Origin of the sequence: Burkholderia sp. LK4, assembly GCF_001043615.1 — a bacterium.
GTDB classification, from domain to species: domain Bacteria; phylum Pseudomonadota; class Gammaproteobacteria; order Burkholderiales; family Burkholderiaceae; genus Burkholderia; species Burkholderia cepacia.
The window spans coordinates 12,742-26,352 of record NZ_LDUL01000121.1; the positions used below are offsets into that span (position 1 = coordinate 12,742).

Sequence of the window (13,611 nt, forward strand, 5' to 3'; positions counted from 1 at the left end):
GTCCTTTCCGTCCGCCGCCGCGCCCGGCGGCCCGCTGTCCTTCTGTCCGACCGCTAACCGCCGCCGAACAGCGTCAGGAACAGCGCGTTGTCGGGCGTGCCCGTGTGCGCGTGCGTGCGCAGCGGCGATCCGTCCGCGCGGTTGGTCCACCAGAAGCTGGTGCCGCCGTGCGGATCGAAGTAACCGGACAGCCCCGGCCATGCTGCCGGCGCCGTGCGGTCCGGCGGCGCCGCCGGCATACCATCGACGATGTCCGCCGAGTCGCGACCGACGCCCGGTGCGAGCCGCACGCGTTCGAGCGTCCGCTCGAGATCGCCCGGCGCGCGCGCATGGCGGATCGCGTCGAGCAGCGCCTGTCCGACCTGCCAGTAGAACGCGTCGGCGGCGTCCGGCAGCCCGTTCCAGTAATCGGCCGCACGCATCGGCAGCGTCACGATCACCGGGTAGTAGCGCCCCACGCGGTCGCAGCTCGGCGCGAGGCAGCCCGGCTGCACGCACGACGCGCCGGCGCCCGCCGGGATCAGGAAATTCCAGACCGGCGCGACCGTGTAATGGCGCTCGATCTCGTCCGCGCCGCGCTGGCGCATCGCGGCCATCCCCTGCTGGAGCCAGCGCTCCCACCACAGCGCGAGCGCATGCGGCAGCCGGCTGTTCACGAAGTCGCCGGCGCCGGGAATCTTCCCGTACCAGGCCGGCGCATCGCCGTCGGTACGCGTGAACGGCGGTGTCGGGCTCATGGCTTCGGAGGGCATGTAAAGGACTCCATCTGGGGCAGCCTGAACGGGTTGCGGACACTGCCCGCATTCACTTGCAGCACGATCGGTTTGCCGTCGACCGTGAAGCGCGCAATCATCTGGTCGGAGCCGCGCCCGGCCGATACGGCCGCGCGGTCGAACAGCCGGTGCAGCGCCCACGGCCCGTCGGTCGAGAAGCCGTCGGTCGCGCCGGCCTGGCCCGACACCTGCAGCCGCACCTGGTTGCTGCCGCGCGGGCCCGGCCAGTCCACCGCGCTCTGCACGAGCGGGCCGTGCGCGTAACGGACGATCTGCCCGTCGACGTCGAGCACCATCTCCGTGATCGACGGGTCCATTTCGAGCGGCTGGATCTGCACCTTCAGCTGCGCGGTGCGCGCACCGCCGCCGAAATAGGCGTCGCGGATCACCGCCGCCTTCTCGAACGACGCCAGCATCGCGGCGGCCGACGGATCGGCGTCCGCATTGCGGTTCGCGAAGCGCCACGGGTGCGACGTCGTATCGACGATCGACTGCAGGTTCTTCTGGAAGAAGTCGTCCATCAGGCCGCCGGGCGCGAACATCTGCGCGAAATCCGCCGGCGCGACGTCACGCGACGATCCGCGCGCGAACGGATAGCGCCCCGCGATCGCCTGCCGGCAGAAGTCGCCGACGTTCGCGCCGGCCCGCGTCGCGACGCTGCGCTGCTCGACGGTCGCCACGCTGCCGTTCGCGACGTTCGACAGGTCGTCGAGCACTTCGCGGAACGGTGTCGGCAGGCGGCCGGCCTGTGCGCGCAGCTTCGCCGGCGCGTCGGACGGCGGCGGCTGCGCGCCGCTCCTCAATGCGTCGTCGGTGGCCGTCAGGTAGGTGTACAGCGCGTCGATCGACTTCAGCACGTCATTGAACGCCTGGGCCTGGTCGCCGCTGCCCGGCGCGAACGTGCGCAACCCGGCGAAGTGGCTGTCGACGATCTGCTCGGCGCTCGCGGGCGCCGCGGCGGACGTGTTCGCATCGCTTCGCTGGCTCGCGAAGATCTGCGACAGCGAGCTGCGTGCCTCGTCGACCTTGTCCTGCGCGCGCGTGGCGAGATTGCGCGCCCCGCCGCCCGGTGCATCGCCGAGCGCCGTGTCGCGCGCGAGCGCGACCATCAGCCGCGTGAGCGGCGAATCGGCGGACGACAGCGCGCGCGCCACCTGGATGCTCTGCGCGAGCGTCGCGGTGCGCTGCAGCTTGATGTCGGCGAGGTAGTCGTCCCAGATCTTCAGGTAGTCGTTCAGGTAGAGCTGGCGGATATCGCGGGCCCACGCGGCCGCGTCGTTCGGCCCGGGAATCTCGGAGAGCCCGAGGTTCAGCACCCACACTTCCTCGCGCCCGTAGGCGTCGACCTCGCCGGCCAGGCGCGGCGCGAACACGTTGCGATAGCCGTTGCGCGTATAGAGGCCCGGCACGCCTTCCGACAGCGGCTTGCCGCCCTGGCGGCGGAACACCAGCGATGCGTCGGGGCCGACCGCGCGCGCGACGCTGAAGTCGAACGCGGCGGTGGCCGGCCGCAGCGTCAGCGTGAGCTGCCGGTACAGCCGCTGCGAGAACGGCACCTGCCGCAGCCGGTCGCGCACGTCGGCCACGAGCCGCTCGTTCATCGGATACGGCGACACCGCGACGCGGCCGCCGAACAGCGCGGCGAGATGCGCACGCAGCGCGGTGCGTTCGGCCGGCGAGAAATCGGGCGGCAGCGCGCGTTCCATTTCGAGATCGACGACGGCCTGCACGAACGCAGGATCGTAGTGCGCGCTGTCGTACAGCATCAGGTACGCCTTCAGCGCCGCATACGCGAATTCGGTCTCGTCGGGCCGCGCGTCGCGCAGCGCGGCCTCCATCCGGCTCGCGGCGATCGGCAGCAGCACGTCCTCGAGCGCGCGCCGGTACACGGCGTCGACGGCCTCGTCGATCTTCTCGCCCTGGAACAGCCCCCACCGGTACGCGAGCGGCGGATGCTGCAGGTCGACGCCGCCGGTATTCGCGAGGCCGCCGAGCGCGTCGAGCACGGGCAGCAGGCGGGCGACGTCGGCCGCATCGGAGAATTTCGCGCCGGCAATCTGCGCATCGACGGCCGGCACGCGCGCGCCGATCTGGTCGAGATACGCGCGATTGTTCGAATAGCTGCGCAGCCACGCGACCAGCACGGCCACGCACACCAGCGCGAGCAGCACGTAGCCGGCGATCTGCAGCACGCGCCGTTTCTGATGCCAGCGCAGGTCGCTGCCGGCGAGCGAGGCTTCGCGGAAGATGTGCTCCTGCAGCAGCGACTTCAGGAAGAAGCTGCGGCCGGTCGAGCCGACCTGCGCGACCGGCGGCACGCCCTCGATCTTCAGGAAGCGCTTGATGCCGCTCATCACGCGATCGAACGCGGTTCCCTCCTGCGTGCCGCTCGTCAGGTAGACGCCGCGCAGCATCGGCATCGGTTCGTAGCTCGACACGGAAAACACCTCGGCGACGAACTGGCCGAGCATGTCCTGCAGGTCGGCGATCTGCTGCGGCAGCAGGTACGTCATCTCGCGCTGGCGCGCGTCGGTCTGCGCAGCGAGCAGTTCGGGCAGACCGTCGTTCAGCCGCTGGTGCAGCAGCCGGTATTCGCGGTCGAATGCCGCACGCAGATCGAAACCCGGCGCCTCGCTTTGCGCGAGCGGGAACGTGAAACCCCACACCTGGGCGCATTCCGCGCGGCCGTAGTTGCCGAAATACTCGGCGAAGCCCGCGAGCAGGTCGGCCTTCGTCACGAGCAGGTACACGGGAAAGCGAATGCCAAGCTGCGCACGCAGTTCGAGCAGCCGCTTGCGCAGCACCATCGCGTGCTGGGTGCGCTCGGCCTCCGACGCGCCGAGCAGGTCGGCCACGCTGATCGTCAGCATCGCGCCGTTCAGCGGCTGGCGCGTGCGGTACTTCTTCAGCAGGTCGACGAAGCCTTTCCACTCGGCCTCGTCGAGCGCACGGTTGCCTTCGTGCGTCGTATAACGGCCGGCCGTGTCGATCAGCACCGCGTCGTTCGTGAACCACCAGTCGCAATGGCGCGTGCCGCCCACGCCGCGAATCGCCGCGCGGCCGAACTGCTCGGCGAGCGGAAAACTGAGCCCGGAATTCACGAGCGCGGTGGTCTTGCCCGAGCCCGGCGCGCCGATGAACACGTACCACGGCAACTGGTACAGATACTGGCGCGACATCCGGTCGAACCAGCGCGGCAGGCCCTTGCGCACGGTGTCGGCCTGGCCGAAGCGGACCTTCTTCAGCAGCGTCGCGGCTTCGTCGAAGCGGCTGCGCAACTCGTCGAGCTGCGCTTTCGCCGGATCGTCGGCGGTGGCCGGCCCGGGCGCCGCCTCGCGCAGCTGGTTCAGCAACTGCGCGTTGAGCCGGCCGGCGCGCCAGCTGCGCCACGCGACGCGCGCGCCCCACGCGATGAACAGCACCGCGATCGTCAGCCCGCGCGCCCAGCCGCTTTCGAGCGGACGGACCTCGGCGAACGCGAACAGCGGGCCCGCGAGCCACACGAAGCATGCGAGCACGACGAGACCAGCGAAGGTCCAGATCTCCCGCGACGGCAACGGCCGGACGAAACGCGCGACAGCCTGGTTCATGTCAGTTGGCCCCCAGCGTTGCGCTCGCGCCGACGGCGGCACTGCCGGGCGCCGGCAGCAGCGTGATCTCGACGCGCCGGTTCAGCGCGCGATTCGCGGGCGAATCGTTCGGCGCGACCGGGTCGAGCGTGCCGCGCCCTTCCGCCGCGAGCCGTTCCGGATGGTCGAGCCGCGCGGCGATCATGCCGCGCACGGCTTCCGCGCGTTCGCGCGACAGGTCCCAGTTCGACGCGAAGCGCGCGGTATGCACGGGTGTGTCGTCCGTATAACCGGTCACGCGCACGTTGCCGGGCACCTTGTCCAGCGCATCGGCCACACGGGCGAGCACCGGCACGTAGCGGTCGATCACCGACGTCGATCCAGACTTGAACAACCCGTCGCCGCGCAGCACGATCACGCTGCGATCGGCGGCGTCGCGCACCGACACGAGGCCGGCCGCGATCTCCGGTTCCAGGAACTTCGCGATGCGCGGGGCCGGTGCCGCGCGCGGCGGCGCTTGCGCGGGCTGCAGCTTCGGCACGTGCAGCGCGTCGATCGACGCGAACAGCCGGTCCGAATGCCCGGCGAGCGCGATCCGCAGCCCGACGAACACGCCGAAGCCGATCAGCAGCGCGAGCGCCACGCACACCCACAGCGGCACGACGAACCGGCGCGCGACATCGCGCGTGACGACGTCGCGCCAGTGCGGCGACAGCGCCGGCTCGAATTCGCCGCGCACCGAGCGGATCGTGAGCGCGAGCTGGTGGCGCAGCGCGTCGAGCTGCGCATGGCCGTTGTCGAGCACGCGATAACGGCCTTCGAAGCCGAGCGCGAGACAGAAATACAGCAGCTCGAGCAGGTCGAGATGCTGGCGCGGCTGCTGCGACAGGCGTTCGAGCAGGTGGAAGAATTTCTCGCCGCCCCAGGTCTCGTTGTGGAACGACACGAGTAGGCTGTGCGACGACCACACGCTGCCGCCCCATGGCGTCAGCGCGGCCGCCTCGTCGAGCGCCGTGCACAGGCAGTAGCGCGCGCCGATGATCGCTTCCGACGGCACGCCGGCCTCCTGCGCGCGCGCCTCGAACTGCCGGATCTCGACGACGAGATGCTCGCGCAGCCACGCGGGATTCGGGTGATGGACGGTCGAACGAATCTGCGGCACGAGGTTGAGCAACGGATTCGCGGCCGCGACGAGCGGGTTCGTGCCGCTCGCGGCCCAGCGCCCGGGGCGCGGCTGCGTTGCGGTCGGGCCGGCCGCGCCCGCCGCGGCCGGATGCATGCCGCCCGGATTCGGCGGCACGAATCCGCCTGCGCCGGGGGAGATCGAATCGGAGGAGGAATTCATCGCGTCGCCCCGCCCTCACCCGCGTATCGCCCAGAACTCCATCGAGAGTCCAGGGAATTCGCCGGCGAAATGAAAGGCGAGACCGCCGGAGCGCGCCAGCTGCTTCCACAGGTCGCTGCCCTTGTCGATCTCGAAGTACGTATGGCCCGCGTGATACGGGATCTGCCGCGGCGCGACCGGCAACTGGCGCATCGTGATGCCCGGCAGTTGCAGCTGCACGAGATCGCGGATCCGCTCGACCGGCCCGAGCTTGGCCTGCGCGGGAAAACGCGCGCGCAGGCTGTCGGCCGGTATGTCAGCGCGCACCGCGAGCACGAAGCCGGCCGTATCGCGCAGCACCGGGTCGGCCAGCGTCGCGACGCGGATGCCGTTGCCCGCATCGCGCAGCTCGATCTGGATCGCGTTTTGCTCGAGCACCGTCGACAGCGACCGCCGCAGTTCGGTCATCAGCTCCGCGAAGCTCGTGCGCAGGTCGTCGTGCACGTAGACGGCGAGCGACTGCGGGCGCCGGCCGGCCGCCGTGAACGTGCTCAGGTCGCACGCGAGCTTCAGCCAGTCGCAGAACAGCGCCTCCGGATGCGTCGACACGTGCTGCTGCGCATGCCAGGTCAGCGCGAGATAGCGGTTCACGAGCTGCAGCAGCAGGAAGTCCGCGACTTCCGACACGCCGCCGCGCCCGGGCTCCGACAGCCGTTCCGCGAGCGCCTCGCTGCGTTGCGTGAGCAGCCCGTGCAGCTCGCGTGCGTAGGCCAGCAGCACGGCGTCGTGCTGCGCGACGAGGCGCGGCGGGATGTAGCCGTCGTCGACGAGCAGCCGCGCATCGGTGCGCCGCTCGACGATCCGTGCGACGCCGAGTGCGTGCCAGTCGCCGGTCAGCTCGGCTTCGAGCATCAGCCGCACGTTCAGGCGCCCCGTCTGCAGCAGTGCGGGACCGAGCGCGACCGCGTTCGCGTCGGCCACTTCGTATTCGCGCACGACGTAGCGCGCGACATCGCCACCGCCGTTCGTGCCGCTCGTACCGTTCGCGCCGTTCGCGGCATGGCCTCCGCCTGCACCGAACGACACCTCCTCGCCGCCGCCGCGCCACAGCGGCAACGCGAGCACGACGAGCTGGTCCTTCGCGTCGGCCGGCACGTCGAGCGGTTCGGGAAGATCGTCCGGATGGGACAGGTCGAACGGCGTGCCGTCGCGCATCACACCCGACGCGGTGCGCAGCGCGACCTTGCCGAGCGCCAGTTGCTCGCGGTCGAGCTCCAGCGTGTCGAAACCCCAGAAGAAGCCCTGCAGCGGGAGGCAGCGCAGCGCGACGTAGCGTTCCCAGTGCCGTTCGAGCTGCTGGAAATGCTGCGGCCGCAGGAACATCCCCTCGGTCCACACCACCCGCTGGCGGAGCGCCGCGACCGGTGTCGCGGACATCGTCGGTTCGGTCATGGGCGCCCCTTCGCATCGTTCAGTGCGAGGCCGCCGTTGCGCACCGCGATCGACAGCTTCAGCTCGCCCGGCGACGTCTGCCAGAACTTGTAGAGATTGAGCTGCTTCGCGCGCGGCAGCGGCACCGTCAGCCGCCAGCGGTTCTTTTCGAGCATCCGGTATTCGGCGACCACGCCGATCGCGCCGGCCTCGACGTTGCCGCGATAGTGCAGCGTGCGCGACTCGCCCGGCCGCAGGATCACGCGATCGGTGCCGAGCAGGTCCGCGCCGAGCACGTTCTCCGGCTTGTCCTGCAGCGAAAAGAAATCCGCGCTGTCGAACGACGATGCCGCGCGGAGCTGGAACACCTTCAGCACGATCGGCGCAGGCTTGCGGTTCGGGTCAGGGTTGACGTCGGGCGCAACGTCGACCGTGATCGCATACGGCACCGCCGCGGCGTGCTCCGTCGCGCCGCACCCCGGCAACAGCATCACGCATCCCCATACGATGAAACTGCTCGACCGCCATTGCATATTCCACCCTCGCCACCCAATAGCCATTCGCCGGTTTTCGACCACGAAACCGGATGATCCGATTGAAAAAGGGACAATTAATTGATCGGTAATTGTGTAATCCGTATATCCATCCATCGCAATCCGTATCGGCAAATTGTTCTTGTAAAAAGCCGGGTCATATCATTCATGGATTTTGGAAGTCGATTCGGCGAGATGGGGGTCAATTGAATTGGGGTTGATAAGTTATTGGCAAAAATCAATCCGACCGGTTCGCCGTCGCGGCCCGGTTCTGTGAAGTGGACACCCTGTCGGATGGGCTTGGGGCGCAAGCCGGCCGGCCACCGTGCAACGAACGCTCGCGGCGCTGACGGTGTGCCAGGCTATTCGTTTCGCACGAACGGACGGCCCGTTTTTTCGTGCATTGACGTGCGCTGACCAAACAACTGACGAATCCGAAAAACACAGCGAACTATAGGCCGTTTTTCTGGATTCACAAGCACTGAAATTCGTAGTCGATTCTGCATTCACGTGGAAATGGAATGGCCAAATGAAACAAAACGTAACAGGCGATTCCGTATCGATGATTGGCACTAGAATCCAACAGCGCTTGTGTGGCACCTTCCAATTACGCCAATTCCTGATTTCAATAATGAAAGGTCGTTCATCGCTCGTTCTTTTCCTCGGCGCATTGTTGCTGGGGGCCGGCGGGTGCAGTACGTCCCCGACCCAGTCGGCTGCACGCGCGACGGTCGACAGCGCGCGCGCCGCGTACGACAGCGGCGACTACGGGCGCACGATCGTGCTGCTGAGCCACGCGAAGGAAATCGACGGCGCCGACACCGACACGCAGGTTGCCGCGCACAAGCTCCTCGCGTTCAGCTATTGCGTGACGAACCGCATCACGCCGTGCCGCGCCGAGTTCTCGAAAATTCTCGACCTCAACCCGCGCTTCGACTTGTCCCCTGCCGAGAAGGGACATCCGATCTGGGGGCCCGCGTTCGAATTCGCGCGCCGCAGGCATGCGTCGTCGTCCTGAACGAACCGGCCTGCGCGCGAGCACTTCACCGAGCGACGTATGACATGCAACTGATCGTGATCGAACATGCCGGCGAGCCGGTCGAAAACGACTCCTACGACGCCGTCGTGTTTCATCCGCCGGGCGGCACCATCGGCCGGGCCAGCGACAACCATCTCGTGTTGCGCGACGACACGCGGCAGATTTCGCGGCTGCAGGCGCTGCTGCAGGTGGGCGACGACGCCTGCCTGCTGAAGAACCTGAGCAGCGTCTCGACGATCGAGGTGAACCGCGAGCCGGTCGGTTATGCGCAGGAGCGCGCGCTCAACACCGGCGACATCATCCGCATCGGGCCGTACGTGCTGCGCGCCGAACGTGACGACGGTGGCGATGGAGGCCACGCACCGGTCATCGACATGACGACCGATACCGGCATGCACGTCGATATGCAAGCGCAGGCCCGGGCGGCAGCGCCACCCGCGCAACCGTCGTCATCGCGTATCGATACGAAAGGCGCCGGCAACCGGCTGTGGGGGCTCCTCCAGGATCGTCTCGCACCGCGCGGCAAGGCGGCGGACGCCGCTACGCGGGCGGGCGGCCCCGCACGGACGGGCGCCGCGCAACAGGCCGCACCGCCCGCGCCGTCGCAGCGCGACCTGCACCAGCTGTCGACCGATCCGCTCGACCTGTTCGCGCAGTCGTCGGGCGATCTCGGCACAGCGGGCACGGCGGCGCAAGCCGATCGCGGCAACGCGGATCGCGATGCGTCATCCGCGACGCAGGCGGATCACGCGCCCGAGTGGACGCAGCACGTGCGCGTGCAACCGGCCGCCGCGCGCACCGATACGCGGCCGGCCGACGATCCGGCGCAGCATGCGGCGCCGCATGCTGCGCGCGCGCCGACCCCGGACGAACTGTTGAGCGCGTTCTTCGAAGGCGCGGGGCTCGACACCGCCGCCGAATCGCATCAGTGGTCGGCCGAGCAGTTGTTCATCGCGGGCCAGTTGCTGGCGCTGTTCGCGAACGGCACGGTCGAGCTGCTGTCGTCGCGCAGCATCCTGAAGCGCGAGGTGAAGGCGCACATGACGATGCTGCTCGATCGCGAGAACAATCCGCTGAAGCTGCTGCCCGACGGCGGCGCCGTGCTGCGGCAGATGTTCGGGCTGCCGCTGCCGGGCTTCATGTCGCCGCAGAGCGCGGTCAGCGACGCGTTCCAGGATCTGCACGCGCACCAGATCGGCATGGTCGCCGGCATGCGCGCGGCGTTGATGGACCTGCTGACGCGCTTTTCACCGCAACGCCTGCGCGAGCGCGACGACGCGACGCGCTGGTACGAGAAGCGCGTGCCCGTGCTGTACAAGGCGAGGATGTGGGATCGCTACGCGGCGACCCATCGCGACACGGTGTTCGCGATCGAGGACGATTTCGCGTCGGTGTTCGGCAAGGCGTTTCTGGCGGCTTACGACGCGGAAGTGGAAAGCTATCGCGGCAGCGGCCGGCATTGAGCGTCGAACCGCGCGCGCGCTATCCATCGGTCGCGGGCGATGGGTGCCGGCGGAGGCGTCAGGTGGCCGCACCACACGACGCGACCTTGTTTCGCCCCGTTTCCTTCGCGACGTACAACGCCTCGTCGGCTGCCTTGATCACCGACTCGACCTCCCCTTCCTGCCCGGGCGCCCAGCTTGCCACGCCGATGCTCGCGGTGACGCGCCCGAATTCGCTTTCCGCATGTTCGATCGCCAGTCCGTCGATGGCGGCACGAATCCTTTCGGCGATCTCGGTCGCGCCCGTCGCCGGCGTATCCGGCAGGATCACGACGAATTCCTCGCCGCCATAGCGGGCGGCGGTGTCCGCCGGGCGCCGGATGTTGTCGCCGATGCACCGTGCGACCGCCGCCAGCGCGTCGTCGCCGGCCTGATGGCCATACGTGTCGTTGTAGGCCTTGAAGCGGTCGACGTCGACGAACAGCAGCGAAAACACCGATCGGGCACGGCGCGCGCGGCGCCATTCGAGATCCAGCACTTCCCCGAACGAGCGGCGATTGTTGAGCCCGGTGAGGCCGTCGGTGCGCGCGAGCATGACCAGCTCGGATTCGGCGCGCATCCTGCGCCGCAGCTGCGAGCCCAGCATGAAGGACAGCACGATGAACGCCGCGCCGAAGGTGGCGACCAGCGCGCCGATCGTGATGGCCCGGTGCCGCCACGCGGCGTAGATGTCCTGCTCCGCCTCGGCGACCATGATGATCAGCGGCAGGTGCGGCAGCGTCTTGAAGTAGTACAGGCGGCGCACGTTGTCGATCGTCGAGGTCTCGATGAACGAGCCTTCCGGTGCCGTCTTGAAGTGGCGAAACGTTGCCGCCTTGCTGATGTCGCGACCGATGGTGCGCACGTCGAACGGCTGGCGCATGAACATGATGCCGTTCGTGCCGATCAGCGAAATCGCGCCGTGCGAGCCGAGCGCGAGGCCGGCGAACAGCGTGTGGAAATACTCGAGATTGACCGCGATCATTGCAATGCCGGCGAACGAGCCGTCCGGGTTCGACACGCGGCGCGTCAGCGCAATGCTGAGCGAGCCGCCACGCAGCCGGGATGCAAAGGGATCGCTGATGTAAAGCCCGGCGTCCGGATTGTCGCGGTGAACCGTAAAGTACTTGCGGTCGCCGAAATTGCCCTGGCGCGGCACGTCGTTCGCCGAATCCAGGATGATGTTGCCGGCGGAATCCAGCACGAGCATCGAGCCGAGAAAATTCGCCGTCATCGCGTGATCGAACAGGATGCCGCGCCGCAGCGCCGGCGAGGCGGCCATGACGTCCGGCCGCTGGAGGCCCTGGATCACCGCCTCGAGCGACAGGCCGTACAGCTCGATGTTGCGTTCGATGTCGCGCTCGGCGACGATCGCGAGATTCCGCGACGTCTCGCGCGCGCGATCGAGCGCATCGTGACGGCTCTGAAACAACTGCAACACGCAGAGGCCCATCAGCGCGCACGCTATCAAGGTCCCCGCCAGCACAACGTAGTACGGCGCTGCCGACCGCGGATGCATCCGTGTCCTCTCAGATTGGCCCGGCGTTGACGCACCGGTCGTTATGGTTTGTTCTGGATAACCTATACCAAAAAGTACGGCTTCCGGGTACGAGGTGCAGTCCTGACTTGCCGGGTTGCGTACGACGTGACCTGAGCGGTGTCGGGCGGATCGTGTTCCGCTCGGGCCGGCACCGGGTGCCGGCGCTCGTTCACCGAGGGGCGTCGCGTGGCCTGTCGTGTGGCGCTGCCGATGACGGAATCGAAACAATCCGTCCGCAGTGGTACGCGTATTGAAATTCCCGTCAGGTTGCCATGCGAATGCACGGCCGGCGGGAAAGCAGGCGGGAGACCGGGCGTGCCGTTGCGCGTCGCGCAACGCGAGTGCCGCCCGGCCCGCGCCGATCGTGCGCGCCGCGCCGGGGCGCCGCGCACGCGATCGGTCGGCCGTCAGACGGTCGTCAGACGGCCATCACCGTCACCGACTTCGTGACGAGGTACGGTTCGAGCGCTTCCGGCCCGCCTTCCGAGCCGTAGCCCGAGTCCTTCACGCCGCCGAACGGCATTTCCGGCCACGGCGTCGCGGGCTGGTTGATCCACAGCATCCCGACTTCGAGGCGCTGCGTGAGCAGGTGCACGTTCGCGAACGAACGCGTGAACGCGTAGCCGGCGAGACCGAACGGCAGACGGTTCGCTTCCGCGATCGCGTCTTCGAGCTTGTCGAAACCGCGGATCGCCGCGACCGGGCCGAACGGCTCGTTGTTGAACACGTCCGCTTCGAGCGGCACGTCCGCGATCACGGTCGGCGCGAAGAAGTTGCCTTCCGAGCCGATCCGCTCGCCGCCGGTTTCGATGCGCGCGCCGACCTTGCGCGCGTTGTCGACGACGGATGCCATCGCGGTGAGCCGGCGCGGGTTCGCGAGCGCACCGAGCGTCGTGCCTTCCTCGAGGCCGTTGCCGACCTTCAGCCCTTCGGCATGCTTGACCAGCGCGCGCGTGAATTCGTCGCGGATGCTGTTGTGCACGAGAAAGCGCGTCGGCGAAATGCAGACCTGCCCCGCGTTGCGGAACTTCGCGCCGCCGGCGGCCTTCACCGCGAGCGCGACGTCGGCGTCCTCGGCGACGATCACCGGCGCATGACCGCCGAGCTCCATCGTCGCGCGCTTCATGTGCAGGCCGGCCATCGACGCGAGCTGCTTGCCGACCGGCGTCGAACCCGTGAACGTGACCTTGCGGATCACCGGGTGCGGGATCAGGTACGACGAGATTTCCGCCGGATCGCCGTACACGAGGCCGATCACGCCGGACGGCACGCCCGCGTCGACGAACGCGCGCAGCAGCGCGGCCGGCGACGCCGGGGTTTCTTCCGGCGCTTTCACGAGGAACGAGCAGCCGGTTGCCAGCGCGGCGCTCAGCTTGCGCACGACCTGGTTGACCGGGAAATTCCACGGCGTGAACGCGGCGACCGGGCCGACCGGCTCCTTCACGACGGTCTGCTGCGCGCCGAGGTTGCGCGGCGGCACGATCCGGCCGTACACGCGGCGGCCTTCGTCCGCGAACCATTCGATGATGTCCGCCGCCGACAGCACTTCGACGCGTGCTTCGGTGAGCGGCTTGCCCTGTTCCTGCGTCATCAGCTGCGCGATCGCGTCGGCACGTTCGCGCACCAGCGTGGCCGCCTTGCGCATCGTCGCCGCGCGCTCGTGCGCGGGCACCTTGCGCCACGCCTCGAAGCCGCGTTGCGCGGCGGCGAGCGCACGGTCGAGATCGGCGATGCCCGCGTGGGCCACCTTGCCGATCGGCTTGCCGGTCGCCGGGTTCACGACGTCGATCGTCTTGCCGCTCGCGGCGTCGACCCACTCGCCGTCGATCAGCAGTTGCGTATCCGTATAAGTCACGTTAGCCATCCAGACACCCCTACATTGCGTCGATAAACGCGCGCTGCCGCGAGCGGCCGCGCGCCG

Annotated in this window: 9 protein-coding genes; 2 read left to right on the plus strand and 7 right to left on the minus strand. The window is 68.5% G+C overall.

The window, feature by feature from the left end; genetic code table 11:
* Nucleotides 1-53: 53 nt before the first annotated feature.
* The 5 genes from tagF to tssJ are packed head-to-tail and all read right to left on the minus strand — an operon-like array spanning nucleotide 54 to nucleotide 7,630.
* The gene (gene tagF / locus VK92_RS37770; RefSeq protein WP_122982963.1) at nucleotides 54-752 is read right to left on the minus strand and encodes a type VI secretion system-associated protein TagF; all 699 of its coding nucleotides are present in this window, start codon (nucleotides 750-752) and stop codon (nucleotides 54-56) included.
* Entirely contained in the window at nucleotides 734-4,363 is a 3,630-nt protein-coding gene (gene tssM, locus VK92_RS37775; protein ID WP_048024671.1) for a type VI secretion system membrane subunit TssM, read from the minus strand. The genes tagF and tssM overlap by 19 nt, the downstream gene beginning before the upstream one ends.
* 1 nt (nucleotide 4,364) lies before the next feature.
* A complete protein-coding gene (locus VK92_RS37780; RefSeq protein ID WP_048024672.1) occupies nucleotides 4,365-5,687 on the minus strand; it encodes a DotU family type VI secretion system protein in 1,323 nt (440 codons plus the stop codon).
* A gap of 15 nt (nucleotides 5,688-5,702) precedes the next feature.
* Nucleotides 5,703-7,118: a type VI secretion system baseplate subunit TssK gene (tssK, locus tag VK92_RS37785; RefSeq protein ID WP_048024674.1), complete on the minus strand. Its 1,416-nt coding sequence runs from the start codon at nucleotides 7,116-7,118 to the stop codon at nucleotides 5,703-5,705.
* The gene (gene tssJ / locus VK92_RS37790; protein ID WP_042977289.1) at nucleotides 7,115-7,630 is read right to left on the minus strand and encodes a type VI secretion system lipoprotein TssJ; all 516 of its coding nucleotides are present in this window, start codon (nucleotides 7,628-7,630) and stop codon (nucleotides 7,115-7,117) included. The genes tssK and tssJ overlap by 4 nt, the downstream gene beginning before the upstream one ends.
* 631 nt (nucleotides 7,631-8,261) lie before the next feature.
* Here tssJ and VK92_RS37795 point away from each other — a divergent pair.
* Both VK92_RS37795 and tagH read left to right on the plus strand, forming a co-directional pair.
* Entirely contained in the window at nucleotides 8,262-8,648 is a 387-nt protein-coding gene (locus tag VK92_RS37795) for a TssQ family T6SS-associated lipoprotein (RefSeq protein WP_048024676.1), read from the plus strand.
* Between the two features lie 44 nt (nucleotides 8,649-8,692).
* Entirely contained in the window at nucleotides 8,693-10,132 is a 1,440-nt protein-coding gene (gene tagH, locus VK92_RS37800) for a type VI secretion system-associated FHA domain protein TagH (RefSeq protein ID WP_048024677.1), read from the plus strand.
* Nucleotides 10,133-10,190: 58 nt separating this feature from the next.
* On the opposite strand, the gene VK92_RS37805 is transcribed toward tagH, so the two are convergent.
* A complete protein-coding gene (locus VK92_RS37805; protein WP_048024679.1) occupies nucleotides 10,191-11,669 on the minus strand; it encodes a sensor domain-containing diguanylate cyclase in 1,479 nt (492 codons plus the stop codon).
* A gap of 439 nt (nucleotides 11,670-12,108) precedes the next feature.
* Nucleotides 12,109-13,554, minus strand: a complete 1,446-nt coding sequence (locus VK92_RS37810) for an NAD-dependent succinate-semialdehyde dehydrogenase (RefSeq protein WP_048024680.1) — start codon at nucleotides 13,552-13,554, stop codon at nucleotides 12,109-12,111.
* Nucleotides 13,555-13,611: the final 57 nt, after the last annotated feature.